The organism is Fusobacterium perfoetens (assembly GCF_021531475.1).
Taxonomy (GTDB): Bacteria; Fusobacteriota; Fusobacteriia; order Fusobacteriales; family Fusobacteriaceae; genus Fusobacterium_B.
The window spans coordinates 45,484-66,651 of the sequence record NZ_JADYTX010000005.1; the positions used below are offsets into that span (position 1 = coordinate 45,484).

At 28.4% G+C, this 21,168-nt stretch carries 16 protein-coding genes, 1 tRNA gene and 1 riboswitch; of the genes, 5 read left to right on the forward strand and 12 right to left on the reverse strand.

The window, feature by feature from the left end; translation table 11 throughout:
• The first annotated feature begins 5 nt into the window (after positions 1 to 5).
• Positions 6 to 851 carry a YitT family protein gene (locus I6E15_RS02230; RefSeq protein WP_235243875.1) on the forward strand — a complete coding sequence of 282 codons (846 nt, stop codon included), beginning with the start codon at positions 6 to 8 and terminating at the stop codon, positions 849 to 851.
• A 75-nt stretch (positions 852 to 926) separates the two neighbouring features.
• Here I6E15_RS02230 and I6E15_RS02235 read toward each other — a convergent pair whose 3' ends face one another.
• From I6E15_RS02235 to I6E15_RS02285, 11 genes are all read right to left on the reverse strand, one after another.
• Complete coding sequence (locus tag I6E15_RS02235; protein ID WP_235243876.1) at positions 927 to 1,598, reverse strand: hypothetical protein; 672 nt, start codon at positions 1,596 to 1,598, stop codon at positions 927 to 929.
• A 35-nt stretch (positions 1,599 to 1,633) separates the two neighbouring features.
• A complete protein-coding gene (locus I6E15_RS02240; RefSeq protein ID WP_177161266.1) occupies positions 1,634 to 2,014 on the reverse strand; it encodes a VOC family protein in 381 nt (126 codons plus the stop codon).
• Positions 2,011 to 2,817 (reverse strand): Cof-type HAD-IIB family hydrolase, encoded by an 807-nt coding sequence (locus I6E15_RS02245; RefSeq protein WP_235243877.1) that lies wholly within the window; start codon positions 2,815 to 2,817, stop codon positions 2,011 to 2,013. Before I6E15_RS02245 ends, I6E15_RS02240 begins: the two co-directional genes overlap by 4 nt.
• Before the next feature lie 493 nt (positions 2,818 to 3,310).
• Positions 3,311 to 4,504 (reverse strand): coenzyme F420-0:L-glutamate ligase, encoded by a 1,194-nt coding sequence (locus tag I6E15_RS02250; protein WP_235243879.1) that lies wholly within the window; start codon positions 4,502 to 4,504, stop codon positions 3,311 to 3,313.
• Between the two features lie 392 nt (positions 4,505 to 4,896).
• Positions 4,897 to 6,966 (reverse strand): glycine--tRNA ligase subunit beta, encoded by a 2,070-nt coding sequence (glyS, locus tag I6E15_RS02255; protein WP_235243881.1) that lies wholly within the window; start codon positions 6,964 to 6,966, stop codon positions 4,897 to 4,899.
• Positions 6,967 to 7,024: 58 nt separating this feature from the next.
• Positions 7,025 to 7,900 (reverse strand): glycine--tRNA ligase subunit alpha, encoded by an 876-nt coding sequence (gene glyQ / locus I6E15_RS02260; RefSeq protein WP_177161255.1) that lies wholly within the window; start codon positions 7,898 to 7,900, stop codon positions 7,025 to 7,027.
• A gap of 28 nt (positions 7,901 to 7,928) precedes the next feature.
• Entirely contained in the window at positions 7,929 to 8,393 is a 465-nt protein-coding gene (gene lspA, locus I6E15_RS02265; protein WP_177161256.1) for a signal peptidase II, read from the reverse strand.
• 9 nt (positions 8,394 to 8,402) lie between these two features.
• On the reverse strand, positions 8,403 to 11,180 hold the full coding sequence (gene ileS / locus I6E15_RS02270) for an isoleucine--tRNA ligase (RefSeq protein ID WP_235243883.1): 2,778 nt from the start codon (positions 11,178 to 11,180) through the stop codon (positions 8,403 to 8,405).
• A 3-nt stretch (positions 11,181 to 11,183) separates the two neighbouring features.
• The gene (locus I6E15_RS02275) at positions 11,184 to 13,592 is read right to left on the reverse strand and encodes an ATP-binding protein (protein ID WP_235243886.1); all 2,409 of its coding nucleotides are present in this window, start codon (positions 13,590 to 13,592) and stop codon (positions 11,184 to 11,186) included.
• A 27-nt stretch (positions 13,593 to 13,619) separates the two neighbouring features.
• Entirely contained in the window at positions 13,620 to 15,788 is a 2,169-nt protein-coding gene (locus I6E15_RS02280) for a Tex family protein (RefSeq protein ID WP_235243888.1), read from the reverse strand.
• Positions 15,789 to 15,954: 166 nt separating this feature from the next.
• Positions 15,955 to 16,030, reverse strand: a tRNA-Gly gene (locus I6E15_RS02285).
• Positions 16,031 to 16,163: 133 nt separating this feature from the next.
• Positions 16,164 to 16,240: riboswitch (Fluoride riboswitch) on the forward strand.
• A 42-nt stretch (positions 16,241 to 16,282) separates the two neighbouring features.
• Between I6E15_RS02285 and I6E15_RS02290 the strand changes: the two genes are divergently transcribed.
• The 4 genes from I6E15_RS02290 to I6E15_RS02305 all read left to right on the forward strand — a co-directional run bounded on the left by I6E15_RS02290 (position 16,283) and on the right by I6E15_RS02305 (position 20,448).
• A complete protein-coding gene (locus I6E15_RS02290; RefSeq protein ID WP_235243898.1) occupies positions 16,283 to 17,494 on the forward strand; it encodes a cation:proton antiporter in 1,212 nt (403 codons plus the stop codon).
• A gap of 314 nt (positions 17,495 to 17,808) precedes the next feature.
• Positions 17,809 to 19,122: a sodium-dependent transporter gene (locus tag I6E15_RS02295; RefSeq protein ID WP_235243903.1), complete on the forward strand. Its 1,314-nt coding sequence runs from the start codon at positions 17,809 to 17,811 to the stop codon at positions 19,120 to 19,122.
• A 362-nt stretch (positions 19,123 to 19,484) separates the two neighbouring features.
• Positions 19,485 to 19,943 carry a tRNA (cytidine(34)-2'-O)-methyltransferase gene (locus tag I6E15_RS02300; RefSeq protein WP_177161262.1) on the forward strand — a complete coding sequence of 153 codons (459 nt, stop codon included), beginning with the start codon at positions 19,485 to 19,487 and terminating at the stop codon, positions 19,941 to 19,943.
• 1 nt (position 19,944) lies between these two features.
• A complete protein-coding gene (locus I6E15_RS02305) occupies positions 19,945 to 20,448 on the forward strand; it encodes a dihydrofolate reductase (RefSeq protein WP_235243905.1) in 504 nt (167 codons plus the stop codon).
• A 64-nt stretch (positions 20,449 to 20,512) separates the two neighbouring features.
• Here the strand turns inward: I6E15_RS02305 and I6E15_RS02310 are convergent, their stop codons facing one another.
• Positions 20,513 to 20,929 (reverse strand): hypothetical protein, encoded by a 417-nt coding sequence (locus I6E15_RS02310; RefSeq protein ID WP_235243907.1) that lies wholly within the window; start codon positions 20,927 to 20,929, stop codon positions 20,513 to 20,515.
• Positions 20,930 to 21,168: the final 239 nt, after the last annotated feature.

Here is a 21,168-nt window from a genome sequence, read left to right on the forward strand (position 1 = left end):
GGCAATTGAAAAAATATCTTTTTAGGGACATTCTTCTTATAACTATTGGAGCATTTTTAATAGCTTTTGGTATTCATTATTTTTATAGAGCCAACTCTCTAGGAAGTAGCGGAATAACAGGGATTTGCCTTATTTTATTTTATCTATTTAAATTTGATATAGGGACTACCTATGCTCTTTTAAATATTCCTTTGATAATTATAGGATATAAATTAATAGGGGGCAAATTTATTTTAAAGACTTTCTACGGAACAGTTATGACATCAGTTGCCTTTGAAATTTTATCAAGAGTTCCAACAGCTCCTCTACAAGATAAATTGATGGCTTGTATATTCGGTGGGATTTTGGTAGGACTTGGGCTTGGTTCTATGTTTGCTGCTGGTGGATCTAGTGGTGGTACAGATATTTTAGTAAAGATTTTAAATAAATATTTTGAAATACCTGTTGGTAAAGCATTTTTTATTATGGACTTTACAGTTCTTAGTATCTCTGGATTTCTTTTTGGTAAAGAAATATTTATGTATACTTTAGTTGGAGTTTTCTCTTGTACAAAAGTTATAGATATGATTCAAGATGGATTTGATAGCTCTAAGGCTATAACTATTATTTCTGATAAATCTCTTATTATAAAAGATATCATTATGAAAGAGGCTAAAAGAGGGACTACAATTATAAAAGCTCAAGGGGGCTTTGAGGGAAAAGAAAAAAATATGCTTTCTTGTATTGTGAATCGTTATGAAGTAACTGCTATAAAAAGAATTATCCGTTCAGTTGATGAAGATGCTTTTGTATATATCACTGATGTGGCAGAGGTTCTTGGAAAAGGATTTAAGGATTTAAAAATAAAATAATTAAAATTTACAAAAATATTCTCTAAAAGAAAAAAGAGCTACTATACTAAATAAAGTATAGTAACTCTTATTTTTTTATAAAACTTCTTTCCAAAAACTTTTATTGCCTCTGAAGATATCTCTTCTATAAATAAGTAAAATAGCCACATAATACAAGAAATGTTTCTTATAATTTTTAAAATATTTATTTAAGTCTAAAGATTCCTTTGTAAATCTTTGTAATCTTAAAACATCTTTATAAATTCCCAACTTATTAAAGAAAGCTCTTCTAAACTTACTGTCTATCATAATCATTCCTTTACAAGTTTTTATAAAGTTTTCTGGCTTACAATCTCCATGATAATGTTTTAATGAATGTAGTTTCACTAAAAGTTTCATCATCTCATCATAATCCTCTTTTGTTTTTGGGCTTTCTCCTCTTACAAAATTAGTCATATAAATCAGTTCTGAATGGAAAAAATCTATCTTTTTTTCAATGATAAACTTTACATTATATGTATTAAAAAATCCCTTTGAATTAAGTGCTTTTATATTATTGTACATCAATCTTATATTATTATTTAACCCAAAGAAATTAAAAGTTTTTTCTCTTTTTAATACATATTCCTCTCCATCAATTTTTAAAAGAGCTACCCTTCTATTATGTCTATCAGCTAAAATTGCCTCTTTTATAAATTTATCTTCTAAAAGTTTTCCTAAAATGTTTTTAGTCTCGTCAGTCTCCTCATAAAAAATTTTTAATTCCATAATTTCTCTCCCTTTCCACTACAAAATCAAAATTTTTATCCAACTAGTTCTATTCTATTTCCCTCAGGATCAAGTATTACACTTTCGTAATATCCATCTCCTGTGGTTCTTGGTTCTCCTATTATTTTATACCCATCTTTTCTAAAAATTTCTGTTAGCTCATTTACTTTTTCTTTACTTCCCACTTTAAAAGCTAGGTGAGCCAAACCTAAAATCTCTTTATATATTCTCTCTTCTATATCTTTTCTTTTCATAAGTTCTATTCTTGTAGCACCATCAAAAGATATAAAATATGATTCAAATCCTTTTATTTTGTTTTCATATTTTTGATTAGATACTCCGTCAAAATATTTACAATAGAACTCTCTCATCTTTTCTAAATCTTCTACCCAAATAGCAATATGGTCTATCATTATGCCTCCAAGAAAATTTTTTCTAAATATTTTGCCTCTGCATCTTCATCATTTGTTCCTATCACTTCTAAATTAGGTTGAGCTTTCTTTAATTTTTCGCTGGCATTTCCCATAATAAGCCCTTTTCCTACGATACTTAACATCTCTTCATCATTAAGTCCATCTCCAAAAGCGATAGCTTCAGAAAGTTTTATTCCCTCTCTATCTAAAATCTCTTTTAAAGTTTTTCCCTTTGACACATCTTTTTTCATTATTTCTAAACAAATATCCAAAGATGCTGTCAAAGTTATATCTTCCACAAGTTTTTTATTTTCTCTTATTTTATTTTCAAGTTCCTCTATTTTTTCTTTTTCACCTATATAGCAAAATTTTAAAATATTCTCTTTATCATAGTTTTTAAAATCTACAATATTTGGAGCAAATCCAGATTCTTTATGATAAGCATTAAAGTCTGGTAACATTCTATCTACGTCCCAACCATCACTTGTATAAGTATTAACTATTACGTCTTTATCAGCTTGAATATTTAAAACTCTTTCAACATCTTTTTTATCCATTAAATGCTCAATTAAAAGTTCTCCATCACTTGTGTGAGCATTAGCTCCGTTAGAAGATATTAAATAAGATTTTGCCCCTAACTGCTTCATAAAACAAGAAGCATCAATATAATGTCTTCCAGTAGCGATTATAAATTTTACATCTTTCTCTTTTATTATTTTTTTGATAACATTTTTAGTATATTCTGATATCATATGATGTGAATTTAACAAAGTTCCATCTAAATCACTTATTATTGCTTTGTACATCTTACCTCCTAATTTTTCTTTTAGTATAATTATATATTAAAGATAGAAAATATTCAATAGCTAAAACAATATAATATTTCTATAATTTTTTATTATATGTTATAATGTAAAAAAACGAAAGGAGGTTTTTTATGGTAATAAAGATTAGTAAAAAAGTTGAAGAACATATCAAAAAAAATAACCTAATCGGAATTGTCTTAAAGAGAGAGTCTTTAAGCTTTGGCTGAGCTGGTTGTCGTGATGTAATTCAGGGTGAATTAGTTAAAGATAACTCTCAAATAGAAGGCAAAAATTTTAAATATAACATTGAAGAAGTCCAAGGAGTAAAAGTGTTTATTCCTGAATATTTAAAAAATTTGAAAAATATAAAAATCAGCTCTAACTTTCTTAGCCTTTTTATAAAAGGTGTAATACTAGACGTCGAAGCTGATTGAAAAATATAAAAGACATAAAATTTATAGAGGATAGCCTAAAAACTATCCTCTATTTTTTATTAGTCATCTATATAGTTATCAAAATATCCTTGAATTAAGATAATTGGTGTTCCTTTATCTCCACTTCCTGAAGTTAAGTCACATAGTGATCCAATAAGGTCAGTAAGTCTTCTTGGAGTAGTTCCTTGAGTTATCATTTGTCCTTTAAGGTCAGAATCTTTTCCTTTGATTGCTTCAGCAACAGCTTTATTTAATTCTTCTCCTTTAAGTCCAGCTAAATCATTGTCTGCTAAGTATTTTAATTTTATTTCGTTTGGTGTTCCTTCTAATCCATCTGTATATCCTGGAGATACTACTGGGTCAGCAAGTTCCCAAATTTTTCCAACTGGGTCTTTGAAAGCTCCGTCTCCGTAAACCATAACTTCGATATTTTTTCCAGTAGCTTCTTTTAACATAGCTTGGATTTTTACAACGATTTCTTTACAGTTACGAGGGAATAATTTTACTGAATCTTCAGTAGCTTTGTTAGATCCTAATAATCCGTAAGCTTCATTAAATCCACTTCCATTTACTGACGCAGTTAAGATTTCATCCATTCCGTAAACTATTTTAGCTCCAGCATTTTTTAATAATTTTTTAGTTCTCATACGAGTGTGAATATCGCAGTTTAATACGCAGTCTGTATATTTTAAAATAGCAGTTGGGTTGTTAGCAAATATTACTTCTACTTCTGCCCCTTGCTCTCTTATTAATTCTGAATAATATTCGATGTAGTTTACTCCTGTAAATACGTGGATAGGATTTCCAAATTTTTCAGTAAACTCTTTTTCTGTTAAAACATCTGTCCAAGGATTTACACCTTTTTCATCTAGTAAATCATAGTCTATAAAGTGATTTCCTACTTCGTCTGATGGATAGCTAAACATTAAAACTATTTTTTTAGCTCCTCTAGCGATTCCTTTTAAACATACAGAAAATCTATTACGGCTTAGAATTGGGAAAATAACTCCTATTGTATTATCTCCATATTTAGCCTTTACGTCAGCAGCTACATCGTCTATAGTAGCATAGTTTCCTTGTGCTCTAGCTACGATTGATTCTGTTATTGCAACAACATCTTTATCTCTTAAAGCTATATTTTCACTTTTTGTAGCTGCTAAAACTGCATCTACTGTGAAAGTAATTATATCGTCACCACTGTGTATGATTGGTGCACGAAGTCCTCTTGAAATAGTTCCTACTAATCTTCCCATATTTTATCTCCTTTAACATAAGTTTTTTTTCAAATCTATTTTTCCATTAACGTTTAATTATAATATTTTTTAAAAATTTTGTCAATAAAAAAATTATACTCAGTCCATAAAGCAACTCTTTTTTATTTTTTGGATTAAAATATGCAATTTACAATTTTTTTTTATTATATTTTTACATATTTTTGTATTTTTTCAATTTTTTCTTTTGTAAAAATCACTCTCTACATATAGATGATATCTTTTTTTTCCTTTATTGTCAAGGATAAAATAATTTTAAGAGGTATTATTTTATTCAAAACAGATATAAATATTGAAAAATTTTTTCAAAAAATAAAAAAAACACCTAAAATCTCAATCTCTCAAGATTCTAGGTGCAATTTATTTAAAAGTTATTATCCTTCAATGAAGTTTAAGTCAGCCATTTTTTCATAGATAGAGTTTAATCTTCTCATTTGAGAAAGTCTATTATTTTTTATAGCTTCATCTTTATCATTTATCATTACTGAATCAAAGTAGTTATTTATAACTTCTTCTCCAGAAACGATAGCTTCTAAATATCCTTTATAATCTTTTGCTGATAAAAGTTCGCAAGTTGTTTTGTCTAGAGTTTCTACATAAGAATATAAAGTTTTTTCAGCTTCTTCTCTGAATAATTCTTGGTTAACATCTTGTGTTTTATGAGCTTTTACAATGTTTCCAACTCTTTTTACTATTCCTATTAATTTTTTGAAGTTTTCTTCTTGAACTGCTTCACCTAAAACTTCTATCATAGTTCTAGTTTCCACAACGTTATCCCAAGATTTTTCAACTACAGCAGAGATTATATCTCTTCTGTATCCCATATCTGTAAATACGTTGATAACTCTTTGTTTTAAGAATTCTAATACTTCTTTCTTTAAAGCAACTTTATCTTTCTTTAATACTCCGTCAGCTTCTAAAACTTCTATACTTTTATCAACTAAAGCTTCTAATGAAACATTTAAGTTAGAATTTAGTATAACGTTTACAATTCCAAGTGCTGCTCTTCTTAATGCAAATGGGTCTTTAGAACCTGTAACTTGGATTCCAACACCTAAACAACCAACTAAAGTATCAATTCTGTCACAGATTCCTGCAACGATTCCCTCTTTAGTAGTTGGTAATTTATCCCCTTTAAATCTTGGGAAGTAGTGTTCTTGGATTCCTAAAGATACTGTTTCTTTTTCTCCAGATTTTAAAGCATAATCTGCTCCCATAAGTCCTTGTAATTCAGTAAATTCTTTTTCATTTATCATATTTGTTACAAGGTCAGCTTTACATAAAGTAATTGTTCTTTGGATATCTTCTCTTATATCTTCATATCCTAATTTATCGATTAAAGCATCGGCAACTTTTGATACTCTTCTCATTTTAGCAGCGATAGTTCCTAAATCTTTTTGGAATACTACTGTTTCTAATTTTTTAACATTTTCGATTAATGGTTGTTTTAAGTCTTCTTGATAGAAGAATCTAGCATCTGCAAGTCTAGCTGATAAAACTTTTTCATTTCCAGCTTTTACTTTATCAGAATATTCGATACCGTTTCTTACAACTACGAATTTTGGAAGTAATTTTCCATTTTTATCTAAGATTGGGAAGTATCTTTGGTGAACTTCCATAGATATAATTAATACTTCTTGTGGAACTTCTAAGAAATCTTGATTGAATGTTCCAACGATTGGATAAGGATATTCAACTAAGTTTGTAACTTCGTTTAAAAGATTTTCGTGAATTAATACTACTTCATCTTCTCCAGTACAATTTTTAACAATTAAATCTCTTATCATTTGTTTTCTTTCAGCTATATCAATTATTACATTATTTTCTCTTATTTTTGTGAAATATTCATCAACATTTGCAACTGTAAATCTTCCACCGAAGAATCTGTGTCCTCTTGACTCAAGTCCACTTTCAATTCCTTCAATTTCAAATTTTACAAGTTCATTGTCAACTATTGCTAAAAACCATTGGATAGGTCTTGCAAATCTGAATTTTCTGTCAGCCCATTTCATTGATTTAGGGAATTCAAGTTCTAATACAAGATTTTTTAATATATCAGAAAGTAAAGATTTTGTTTCAACCCCTTCAGAGAATTTTCTAACAGCTATATATTCACCTTTTGGTGTAGAAACTATTTCTAAATCTTTAGCTTCTACTCCTTGAGATTTAGCAAATCCAAGTCCTGCTTTAGAAAGCATTCCATCTTGTCCATAAGCAACTTTTTTTGCTGGTCCCATATTTAATTCATTAAGGTCATTTTGTCTTTCAGCTAATCCTTCAACTAAGATAACTAATCTTCTTGGAGTTCCGAAAGTTTTTATATCTTGATAATCTATTCTTTCATCTTTTAATTTTTTTGCTAGGTTATTTTTTAAATCATTTAAAGCATTAACTAGGAATCTTGCTGGGTTTTCTTCCATTCCTATTTCAAATAACAACTTCATATTTCTATCTCCTTCTTCACAAATTTTTAATTCCATCTTAAAAAATATTTATCTTAAACTATATATTTTTTTTAAGTAATGGATATCCTAAGTTCTTTCTATTTTCTACATAGATTTCAGCACATTTTTTAGCTAATTCTCTAACTCTTAAAATATAAGCCATTCTCTCAGTTGTAGAGATAGCCCCTCTTGAATCTAGGACGTTGAATGTGTGAGAACATTTTAAAACATAGTCATATGCTGGTAATACAAGTCCTGCTTCTAATATTTTTTTAGCTTCAGCTTCATATTCATCAAACCATTTGAAGTGAGATTCTAAGTCAGCTAATTCAAATGAATATTTTGAGTTTTCATATTCATATTGGTATCTCATATCTCCGTATTTAACTTCGTCTGTCCAGTCTAAATCATAAACATTTGATTTATTTTGGATATATAGAGCGATTCTTTCAAGTCCGTAAGTGATTTCTACTGGAACTATGTCAAGTTCTAATCCTCCAACTTGTTGGAAATATGTAAATTGAGTGATTTCCATTCCATCTAGCCATACTTCCCAACCAAGTCCCCAAGCTCCTAATGTTGGTGATTCCCAGTCGTCTTCAACGAATCTTATATCGTGTTCTTCTGGTATAATTCCTAAAAGTCTTAAACTTTCTAAGTATAACTCTTGGATATTATCTGGAGATGGTTTCATTATTACTTGGAATTGGTGATGTTGGTAAACTCTATTTGGGTTTTCTCCATATCTTCCATCTTTTGGTCTTCTTGATGGTTCTACATAAGCAGTTTTCCAAGGTTCAGGTCCTAATGCCATTAAGAATGTGTTTGGATTGAATGTTCCTGCTCCTGTTTCTATATCATAAGGATTTCCCAAAACGCACCCTTTAGACCCCCAATATCTTTGAAGAGTTGTTATTATCTCTTGAAATGTCATTTTTTCTTCCTCCAATTTATTTTAAATTTTAATTTTGAGATTCTTTATTTTTTAGTTTTAATAAGATGTCTAAGAATATAAGTGCTACTCCTATATTTATATATACATCTGCTAAATTAAAAACATATTGCCAAATTCCTCTAAAATCTAGCATATCTACAACATATCCTCTAAAAATTCTATCTATCATATTTCCGATAGCTCCAGAGATAATAACCATATAAGCTATTCTCTCTATAACTTCTATCTTTTTAAAATTTTTAAAGAAATATATAATAATCCCGATAATTGCTATTGTAGTGGCTATACTAATAGCATTTATTTTTCCTTGAAAGACACCAAAAGCGATACCTCTATTTTGAACATAAGTTATATGAAAAAAATTAGATATTATCTCTATTGTATCTCCAACAAAAAAATTATTTTCTATTTGAATTTTAGTCAGTTGGTCTAGTAACACCAGACCAACTATTCCTATTAAATAATATATCATAATTTTTACCTATTTTAAAACTTTAGCACATCTTGGGCAAAGTGAAGTTTCACTGTCAATCTCTGTTGAATATTTCCAACATCTTTCACATTTAACTCCTTCAGCGTGAAGAACTTTAACTTTTAGTTCCATCTCGTCATCTGCCACAAAACTATCATCTGCCACATCAGAGTATTCTAATTGAGAAACTATAAATACCATTTCTAATAATTCTCTATTAGAATTTATAAATGTTTTTAATTCTTCATCAGAAGTATTTAATATAACTTTTGCATCAAGGGCGTTTCCTATTATTCTGTTTTCACCTTGTCTTGCTTTTTCAAGATATTTATTTACAGATTTTCTAAGTTTTATAACTGTTGCCCATTTATCTTCAAGTTCTTTATTTAAATATTTATCATTAAATTCAAACCATTTTGTTAAATGAACTGATTCAGCATCTTTATCTTGTTCAGGTAATCTTCCCCAGATTTCTTCAGCTGTAAATGAAAGGATTGGAGAGATCATTTTTACAAGACAAAGTAAAACTTCGTTCATAACTGTTTGAGCTGATCTTCTTGCTCTTGAATCTTCTTTTTCAGTATATAATCTATCTTTTATAATGTCAAGATAGAATGCTGACATATCTATTCCTGCAAAATAGTGGATTGCTTGGAAAAGGTTGTAGAATTCATATTTATCATAACTTTCTGTAACTTCTCTTTTTAATACTTCTAATTTATGTAATGCCCATCTGTCGATTTCTTCCATTTCTTCATATGGAACTGAATCTTTAGTTGGATCAAAATCATAAGTATTTCCTAAGATATATCTTGCTGTGTTTCTTACTCTTCTGTAAGCTTCAGCCATTTGTTTTACAATGTTGTCAGAAATTTTTACGTCATCTCTGTAGTCAACAGATGCACACCAAAGTCTTAGAATATCAGCACCATAAACTTTTATTACATCTTCTGGAGAAACTGTATTTCCTAAAGACTTTGACATTTTTCTTCCTTGTCCATCATTTACAAATCCATGAGTTAAGATTTTTTTGTATGGAGCATCAAAAGTTGAACCAATTGATGTTAGAAGTGATGTTTGGAACCAACCTCTGTGTTGGTCTGAACCTTCTAAGTATAAATCAGCTGGTCTGTGAAGTAAAGATCCTCTTGTTTCAAGAACAGATCTGTGAGAAACTCCAGAGTCAAACCAAACGTCCATTATATTTTTTTCTTTTATAATTTCTTTTCCAACTAAATTATATTTAGCTAATAATTCTTCTCCAATTAATTCTTCAGCTGAATATTTAACCCAAGCTGCTGAACCTTCTTTTTTAACAATTTCTACTACTCTTGCTAAAATTTCTTGGTTGAATACAACTTCTTCATCTACATAGAATACTGGAATTGGTACTCCCCAGCTTCTTTGTCTTGAGATACACCAGTCAGGTCTTTTTTCTAGCATTGAACCTATTCTGTTTCTTCCCCAATCAGGAACAAATTCTACACCATCTAATGCTTTTAAAGCTCTTTCTCTTAAGTCTGAACCTTCAGCTTTTACGAACCATTGAGATGTAGCTCTTACGATTATTGGAGTTTTTGATCTCCAGTCGTGTGGGTATGAGTGAACAAACTCAGAATAAGCTAACATTATTCCTCTTTCTAATAAAGTTTTGCAAATAACTTTGTTTGCTTCCTCATAGAATAACCCTGCAAATTCTCCAGCTTCTTCTGTTAAAACACCTTTGTAATTGATAGGTGAAAGGATAGGTAAACCATATCTTACCCCAACAACATAGTCATCTTGTCCATGTCCAGGAGCTGTATGAACACAACCTGTACCTGCATCAGCTGTAACGTGATCACCTAAAATGATAACTCCAGTTCTTTCGATAAATGGATGTTGGTATGTAAGTCTTTCTAATGCTTCCCCTTTAAATTCTTTTATAAGTTCGCATTCTTTTATTCCTATTTCATTCATAGCTTTTTCAGCTAAAACTTTTGCAAATATTAAGTTTCCTAATTCAGTTTTATAAACTCCATATTCAAACTCAGCATTTAAACAGATTCCTACATTTGCTGGTAAAGTCCAAGGAGTTGTTGTCCAAATTACTATATAAGTTTCTTCTGTCATTCCAATTTTATCTAACACATCTTGGTTAGCTTTCATTTTTACATAAACAGATGGAGATTTTATATCTTTATATTCGATTTCAGCTTCTGCTAAAGCTGTTTCTGTTACTGGTGACCAGTAGATTGGTTTAGAACCTTTGAAGATATATCCGTTTTTATATAATTCTCCAAAAACTTCTAATTGTTTTGCTTCATATTCAGGGTTTAAAGTTAGATAAGGATTATCCCAATCTCCTAAAATTCCAAGTCTTATAAATTGTTCTTTTTGAATTCCAACCCATTTTTTAGCATATTTTGTACATTTTTCTCTTATTTCTAGTGGAGACATTGATTTCATTTTTTCACCAAGTTCTTCACTTACTTTTAATTCTATTGGAAGACCGTGAGTATCCCAACCTGGTACATATGGTGCATTAAATCCTCTAGCTCTTTTATATTTTAAAATTATATCTTTTAAAACTTTGTTTAATGCGTGTCCTATATGAATATTACCATTTGCATATGGTGGTCCATCATGTAGTATAAAACTAGGTTTAGTTTCATCGATGCTTTTTTCATATATTTTTTGTTTTGTCCATTCTTTTACCATTAATGGCTCTTTGTTGGGTAAGTTAGCTTTCATTTGAAAACTAGTTTTTGGTAGATTCAGTGTTTTTCCATAATCCTTATCTTCCATTTTTTATTGCTCCTCCTTAAATATATTTAATGTTATCTTAACTTCAGTTCCTTGATTAAGAGTGGAATAGAATTTGATTACTCCCTTACAGTCTTTTATAACTCTCTCTGCTAAAGGTACTCCAAGTCCAGGAGTATCTCCTTTGTAAGTCATAAATGGTTGAGAAATATATTTTAATTGTTCCTCGTCCATTCCTATTCCATTATCTTTAATATCAATTTTTATTTTGTTAGCTATTTTATCTCTAATCACTATTATTGTGATTTTTTTATCGCTTCTATCACTTGCCATAACTGCATCATAAGCATTTTTTAGAAGTTCCATAAAAGCTCTTTTAAATCTTTCTCTATTACCAAGTACATCTTCTGTATAACTTATGAAAGATGCTATTGTAACTTTATCTTCGTTTCCATCTTCTTTTAAAATATTTCTAAATTCTCCTATCATTTCAACCATAAAATGTTCTATGTTAACAGGTTCTAATTTTTTTCTATCAGATGGATTTGAATATTGTTTCAAGATCTTATTAGAATATTTAATGTTTTTTACTTTCTCTTTAAAATCTCTTATTTCATCTTCAATCTCTTTCAAATTATCACTTTTATTTTCTTGAATTAAGGTTACAAGTTTATTTAAAGCTTCTTCCCTCGTTGTTAAAAATCTTTCAGTGATATTGTTTATTGTTCTATTTCTTTCAGTTTCTATTCTTTCAGTTTCATCAACTCTATTTTTTAATTTTGTAGTAACATTCATCATTAAGATTTTTATAAGCTCTATATCCTCTTCTGTTATCTCTTTTGATTTTGTATAATAATCAAATAACATAACTCCAGAATAATAATCTATATTATAAATCGGTACTGCCACAAAATTTTTAAGTCCTATAGTATTAAAAAGATCATTTCCTAAATTATGTTTATAACCTTTATCATTTATATAGATACTTTGTCTATTTCTAAAAGAGTTGGCTATAAAGTTTTCTTCTGAATAAGGAATTTTTATAAGTTTTACTACATCTTCAAGCTGTTTTATTTGGAAGTTAAATCCTGTTTTTCTCTCTTTTAAGATATCATTTCTAATCTCTGTTATATGAGAGTTTAGGACACACATCTCCCCAACAAAAGCATCTTTTTCTCTACTATATCTAAAGAACATTCCCCTCATAAATCCTAAATCCACTTCAGAAACAAAGGCTTTCATAATTTTTCTAACTACACTAGTTATATCTCCAGCTGTTTCAAGTTCAAGAATTAACTTTTCTATGGATTTCATTTTATTTAGGTTTTCTTTTAACTTTTTATTTCTTATTTTTAAAGTTCTTTGGTTATCTTCTAGTTTTAAAAGCATATCCTTAAGGGAATTTTCTAAAACTTTTATCTCACCAGTTCCATTAAACTCAATAACTGTATCATAATTTCCATTACTTATCTCCTCTGCTGCATTGGAAATCTCTTTTAACGGAAGTAGCATATTTTTCAAAATCTTACTAAAGAATGTTGTTGCTATTGTTACAAAAGATAATACCATAATTCCTATAAAAATAGCAATAATAATTTTCGTTCTTATAAAGTTCTCTCTTGAAATTCCTACTCCAAGATAACCTAAAATATTTTTTTTGTCCACATCTTTTAGAGTGGTTGTTACTATATAATAAGGGGTTTCGTCTACTTTAACATTTCTATAAGAATATTGATATATTCCGCCAGATTTTTCTTGTTTCTTCATCAAGAAAGTTTTTTCTCTTGGTTTTTTCTTAAAATCTCCATAAAGATAAGCTGTATTTGAAAGTATAAATATCTTATCAGAATCAGAAAGTTCTATATACTCTCTCATATATCTCAAAATATTATTATTTAATGGGATTGAAAGAACAATATATCCATTATTTTCCTCATTTTTAAATATACTATGAGGAAGAATTATTCTAGAATAAAGCTCATTTTCAAACTTTACTGTATAGTATTTTTTATCTCTTACTATCTCTTTAATCCTATCATTTGGAAGAAAACTTCTTTTATCAAAAAGTCCATTTTTCCCGCTACAACCTAGTATTCTCCCAGCTTTATCAAAAAGTCCAATCTCCACTTGATAATATTTTCTAAAATCATTTTTCATCAAATCAGATTTTAAAATCTTACTTAAGACTTCATAATCTATCTCTACTGAATCTTCATAAAGATTTTTCTTTTTTAATAAAATTTGAGTTATATCCCCTCTCATATTAAACATATAGTTCATATGAGCTTTTTCTAAAATAAAAACTTTTTCTTTGGCTGTATTTAAAAGTCTCGCTTCCATATCCTGAAAAGTTATAAAAGTAATTATAAAAGCTACAACTACTGAAGAAGAAATTATGGCAATATTAGTATAAAATATTATTTTTAAGACTATCGAATCCTTATTTATCTTCATATTTTTATCTCCTTGCCAAAACTATTTTTATCTACTTTTTCTAGTAAGTCCCACTCTTTGTCTGTCCATATCTATCTCTTTTACTTTTACCTTAACTATTTGTCCAACTGATAAAACTTCACTTGGGTCTTTTACAAATTTATCAGAAATCTCTGATATATGTAAAAGTGCGTCATTTTTTAATCCTATATCAATGAAAGCACCAAATTTTACAACGTTTCTTACTGTTCCCTCAAGCTCCATTCCCACTTGAAGATTTTCTATTTTTAATATATCTGATTTTAAAAGAGGTCTTTCAAGTTCATCTCTTGGGTCTCTTCTATCTCTTATTAAAGCTTCATATATATCTTTTACAGTTTCTTTTCCATATTCATTTTCAGTAGCAAATTTTTCATAGTTAAATGATTTTAATTTTTCTCTACTGTCAGCTAAATTTTCTTTATAATCTTTTAAAGAAATTCCATTGATATTTAAAATCTCTTCAGCTATCTTATATGATTCAGGGTGGATTATTGTATTGTCAAGTACATTTTCTCCGTCTTCTATGATTAAGAACCCTGCCATTTGTTCATAAGCTTTATTTCCTAAACCTTTAACTTTTAATAACGCTTTTCTATTTTTAAAGTTTCCGTTTTCTTTTCTATATTCTACTATATTTTTAGCTATATTTTTCTTTACACCAGACACATATTCTAGTAATGCCCAAGAAGCTGTATTTACATTAATTCCTACACTGTTAACAACTGAAGCAATTACTTCTGCTAAAGATTCAGCTAATTTTTTTTGGTCAACATCGTGTTGATACATTCCAACACCGATTGACTTTGGATCTATTTTTACAAGTTCTCCCAATGGATCTTGTATTCTTCTTGCAATAGAAATCGCTCCTCTAACTGTAACATCAAGGTCTGGAAACTCCTCATTTGCAAGTTTAGATGCTGAGTAAACAGACGCTCCAGCTTCATTTGTTATAACATATTTTGCTCTTTGATTATTTTCTTTTATAACATTTGCAACAAAACTTTCTGTTTCTCTTGAAGCAGTTCCATTTCCTATTGAAACTATATCTATATCATATTTTGATAGATAATTTAAAAGTTTTTCACGAGAGATTGCAAGTTGTTTAGGACTATCCATTCCCTCTACTAAATGGAATACATCATTTGCCACATAAAATCCATTTTTATCAACAACAGCCACTTTACAACCTGTTCTATATCCTGGGTCAAGTCCTAAGATATTTTTTTCTTTTAATGGTGGCTGAAGAAGTAAATTTTTTAAATTTTCTTTAAAAATATTTATAGCTTCTGCTTCACTTTTTTCAGTTAAAATATTTCTTACTTCTCTTTCAATTGATGGAAGTATAAGTCTGTCTAATGAATCTACAATAATAGATAGAAGGAATTCCTTTATTTCCATATTTTTAAATTCTTTTTTTAATATATTTGTTTCTATTCTAGCTCTTACTACATCATCTACTTTTAGAGAAACACTTAAAACGTCCTCTTTTTCTCCTCTGTTTAGTGCTAAAACTCTATGAGAAAGAATTGTTTTTACAGATTCGCTATATTCATAGTAATCTCCATAAACCTTCTTTTCATCAAGCTCACTAGCTTTTTTAGTATTTTTAGAGTAGATAATTCCATCTTTTAATAAAGTATTTCTTATTTCTTCTCTATAATTTGCATTTTCGGAGATTCCTTGAGCAAGTATAAGTTTTGCTCCCTCAATAGCTTCCTCTTTAGTTGGAACTTCCTCAGTTATATATTTTAAAGCTTCTTTTTCAAGACTAGCTAAATCTTTTGCTAAATATACAAATTGAGCTAATGGCTCTAAACCTTTTTCAATAGCAATATCAGCTTTTGTCTTTCTTCTTTTTTTGTAAGGAAGATATAGATCTTCTACTTCTTGAAGTTTTGTAGAATTTAATATGCTATTTTTTAACTCGTCTGTAAGTTTCCCTTGTTCATCTATTAGAGCAATTACCTCTTCTTTTCTTTTTTCAAGATTTCTAAGATAAGTTACAGCTTTTAAAATATCTCCTATTTGATTTTCATCAAGGTTTCCTGTAACCTCTTTTCTATATCTTGATATAAAAGGAACTGTTGCTCCCTCATCTAAAAGTTTTACTGTATTTTCTATTTGAGGAACTTTTATATTAAGCTCTTTACTAATAATTTCAAAAATATTTTCCATTTTTTCCTCCAAATTTATTCGTCATAAACTTTATAATTATACCATATTTTTTGCCAAATTACTATCTAATGATTTAAGAATATTTTGCACTAAAACCACACTAAAAATGTAAGATTAATAAAAAAACCACTCTGTTACGAGTGGCTAACTTTTACAAAAAATAAAATGGAGCGGGAAACGAGGTTCGAACTCGCGACATTCAGCTTGGAAGGCTGACGCTCTACCAACTGAGCTATTCCCGCAACACAATAATTCTACCAAATGTTATAAAAAATGTCAACAGATTTTTTTCTAATTTTATAAAAAATTAAGTTTTTCTTTTAAAATCAACAGTTTTTATTTTTTTATCTTGTAAACTTTTTTTAAATATTATATAATATTTTTGGAGATGAGGCTCTCCCTACACTTTGGTGTAAAACGCTTATAATTAAGATGATAGCTTCTACAGATGTTTTTTTGCATTTGTGGAAGTTTTTTATTTTTTAGGAGGATTTATGCTTTTTAGTTTTGCTTTTTTTATTTTAATAGCAATTGGACTTTCAAAACTTTTTGAAAAATTAAGACTTCCGGGGTTACTTGGAATGATTTTAACAGGAATTATCTTAGGAGAATATTCTAAAAATTATATTGTTAATATTTTAAAACTAGATTTCTTAGAACCATTTTTTATTTCTGATAAAATTCTTTCAATTTCGTCAGACTTAAGACTTTGTGCTTTAATAGTTATTCTTATAAGAGCTGGACTTGGTATAGATAGAGTTTCTTTAAAAAAGATTGGAAATGTGGCTCTTAAAATGGCTTGTATCCCTTGCCTTTTTGAAGGATTTACTATTATGATAATCACTCATCTTCTTTTGGGATTCCCTCTTCCAATCTGTGGAACTTTAGGATTTATTATTGCAGCTGTTTCTCCTGCTGTAGTAGTTCCAGAAATGCTAAGTCTAAAAGAAAAAAACTTGGGAAAAGAAAAAGAGATTCCTACTCTTATACTAGCAGGAGCATCTATTGATGATATTTTTGCAATCACTCTATTTTCATCATTTTTATCTCTTTCACTTGGAAAAAATGTAAATATTTACAAAGAATTTTTAAAAATTCCTCTAAGTATTGTTATAGGAATTGTTTTAGGTGGAGTTATTGGAATTATCTTAGTTAAATTTTTCAAAAAATATCATATCCGTGATACAAGAAAAGCGATTATTTTTCTTATGGTTGGAATTACTTTTCATCAACTTGAAAGTTTAAATATATTTCCTATTGCTAGTCTTTTAGGAATTATGACAATGGGATTTATTATATTAGAAAAATATCCTATCCTTGCAAAAAGACTTTCTACAAAATTTAATAAAATTTGGGTATTTTCAGAGATTATACTTTTTGTTTTAATTGGAGCTGCTGTTAATATTAAAGTTATATTCAGTTCTAGTTCGGTTGGAGTAATTATTGTTCTTATTGGACTTGTTGGAAGAATGTTAGGAGTAGGAGTTTCTCTTTTTGGTTCTAACTTAAATAAAAAAGAAAGACTTTTCTGTGGACTTTCATATATTCCAAAAGCCACTGTTCAAGCTGCAATATCTGGAATACCTCTAGCTATGGGAGTTCCTCACGGAGAAATTTTACTAGCTATTGGAGTTTTATCAATTGTTCTTTCTGTTCCTGTAGGTGTCATCGGTATAAGAATAGGACAAAATAAACTTTTAAAATAAATTTTAAAATTTTTCTTGACATCATTTTTTACAAGTGATACAATACAGAAAACATTTTACAAAGCAAAGGGAGGAATATTATGAAAAACTACAATTTAATAAATAAAAATAATATTACCTCTGTTGATACTTTTTATTGGTGGAGAAGCTTTTAAAAGTTTGTGATTTGTTTTAGTAAAACAGATACAAACTAATTTTGGCTTGTCTAAATAATAAAATGTATCTGTATGTAAAATTTAATTTTGTTAATTTGATGACTATCAGATACATTACTGGTAGTCATTTTTTATTATATTTTTATGGAGGACAGAAAAATGAAAGAAAAAAGAGAAAAATTTAGTAATCGGTTGGGATTTATTCTATCTTGTGTTGGAGCAGCAGTAGGATTAGGAAATATTTGGATGTTCTCTTGGAAATTAGGAACTTTTGGTGGAGGAGCATTCCTTATCCCTTACTTTATATTTATGGCATTCTTTGCTTACATCGGGCTTATATCTGAAATATCTTTCGGAAGAATGATTAAAAAAGGTGTTATGGGAGTTTCTGAACTTATGAAAGAAAAAAATATCCCATTAGCAAATTATCTTCCTTTGATATCAATAGTATCAGTATCAGGAATTTTCACATTCTATATAATTGTTTTCGGATGGATAATAAAATACTTCTTTGCTTATGTAACAATTGATATGAATGCTGTTAATTATCCAGAATATTTTGGTGCATTTGTTGGAACTTCAAGCTCTATCGGTTGGCATATACTAGCAGGTTTAATAAGTATCGGTGTTATTTCTTTAGGTGTTGTAAAAGGTATTGAAAAATTAAATAAATTTATAATGCCACTTATGTTTATTATTTTCATCGGACTTATGATAAAATCTTTAACACTACCTGGTGCAATGGAAGGAATAAAATATCTTTTAACTCCAAAATGGGAAGCTCTTGCTAATCCTCAAACTTGGATAATGGCTTTAGGTCAATCATTCTTCACAGTAGGACTTAGTGGTTCAGCTCTTTTAGTTTATGGAAGTTATCTTGGTGATGATATTGATATTCCAAATAGTGTTTTCCATACTTGTATATTAGATACTTGTGCAGCTCTTCTTGCAGGATTTGTAATTATACCAGCTGCATTTGCTTTTGGACATAACCCAGGAGCAGGACCAGGACTTTTATTTATAACTGTACCTGCAATTTTCTCTCAAATATCTGGTGGAAAAATCTTAGCTGGAATATTCTTCTTAAGTGTTATTTTTGCAGCTGTATCTTCAGCTATCAACCAATTAGAAGTACCTGTTGAAGCTTTTATGTTTAAATTTAATGTTTCAAGAAAAAAAGCTAGTATTATTATTGGTAGTATTTTAGTTTTAATCGGTATTCCATTAGATCTTAATATGGATCTTTTTGGAAAATTTGCTGATTTAATGTCAGTTATATTAATCCCACTTGGAGCTTTAATAATTTTAGCTTTCTTCTTCTTTGCAATTGATAATAAAAAAATAATTGCTGAAATTGATAAGGGAGCTTCTAAAAAAAGAGGAAAATATATAATTGGTTTTGGTAAATATTTATTTGTACCAGGAACAGCTGCTGTATTAATTTTAGGATTAATATTTGGAAGTATTGGATAAGTTGTCTTATATCATTAAAAATTACTCCATATTACAGAAAACTAATTTAGCTAAGTTCGTTTCACTAAAAACGACAAACTCACTTCGTTCAAACAGTGTCGTTTTTTAGCGTTCAACATCTCTTGCTAAATTTTGGTTTTCTTCCATAAATTACGTAATTTTTAATATATAAACTACGAGTAATTGTATTTTATTTTTTCACTTATTAAGTTAAAATTTAATCAAATTAATAATAATTATTAGATAAACTCCTTTTGCATTTTTATAATAGGAGTTTATTTTTTTATTTTTAATATTCCTTTAAGGTTTAAAATGTGATAGAATATAATGTAAAAAATATAATTTAGGAGGAATTAAAAATTATGAATATAGTTTTATTTGAACCTGAAATTCCATACAATACTGGAAATATAGGTCGTTCTTGTGTTTTAACAAACTCTACTCTTCATCTTATAAAACCACTTGGTTTTTCTCTTGATGAAAAAAATGTTAGAAGAGCTGGACTTGATTATTGGCATTTGGTAAAAATAAAAGAGTGGGACAGCTACGAAGATTTCTTAAAAGGAAACCCTGATGGAAATTTCTACTATGCAACTACAAAATGTAAAAATAGATATACTGATGTTAAATACAAAGAAAATGATTTTATAATCTTTGGACCTGAATCAAGAGGTTTACCAAAAGAAATCTTAGAAGCAAACCCTGATAAATGTATCACTATCCCTATGATAGAAATGGGACGTTCTCTAAATCTTTCTAACTCAGCTGCTATTATTTTATATGAGGCTTTAAGACAAACTGATTTTAACTTTGGAGAATAATATGATTGGTGTTATTGTAGCACTTGACAAAAACTATTTAATAGGAAAAAATAACCAGATTCCTTGGAATGTTCCAGAGGATCTAACTCTTTTTAAAGAAAAAACCACTGGAAATTTTATAATTATGGGAAGAAAAACCTTTGAAAGTATCGGTCGTCCATTACCTAACAGAGTAAATATTGTTATTAGTAACACTATGGAAAATGATTTTGATTTCCACGAGTTGACTTTTGAAGAACTTTTAAATAAAACAGTTATTTTTCACTCTATTGAAGAGGGGATTTCTTTTTGTAAAAATTTTTCTGAAAAAGATATATTTATAATTGGTGGAGCTAAAATTTATCAAGAAGTTATCTCAAAAAATATTTTTGATAAACTTTGTATCTCTCATATAGAGGGAAATTTTAAAGGGGATATTTACTTCCCAAAAATAAATTTTGAAGATTATAAAAATATTTTTGAAAAAGAATACAAAGATTTCATTTACAGAGAATACACAAAATAAAATAGACTGTTGCATTTTTAATTACTTTTTAGTAACTTTATGCAACAGTCATTTTTTTATTTTACTATTTAAGATAATAATCTAAGTTTGGAGCCACATTTATACCAGTCGAAATAGATTTTGATTTTGTTTTAGTTCTAGTTTCTGTTTTTGTCATACTTTGTCCCATATTAAAATGAGAATTACCATCAGAAAAACTTTGGCTTTTCATTGTTGTAGTTGATAAAGTATTTGCACTGATACTTTGTTTTGTATGTGTTTTATTTTTTTCAAAACTCATTTTTGAAACTAACTCTGGATTATTGTATAACATACTTGCAATAAGAGTATCTGTTATTATTGATCTACCTGCTGTATTATTTTTTTGATTATAGCTATTATTTATACTATTATAATTTTCTGATACACTGCTACAACCAATCATTGTTAACATAACAAAAAACAAAATAACTTTTATTAAATTTTTTTCTAATTTTTTCATTTTTATTCTCCTCTTCTAATTAAAAAAAGCTATAATTAAAAAATATTTAAAATTATAGCTCTCAATTTTTAAAATTTTTCTTTTTTATTTTGATTTCTTATTATTTTAGTATAACCATCTTCTTTTACAATATCATATTTTATTTTAAAAATCAATATTTTTCTTGAACATTTGAAAAAAGTACTTGCATTTTTATGAAACATATGTTATATTATATCCGTTATTATTACGTGTGTATT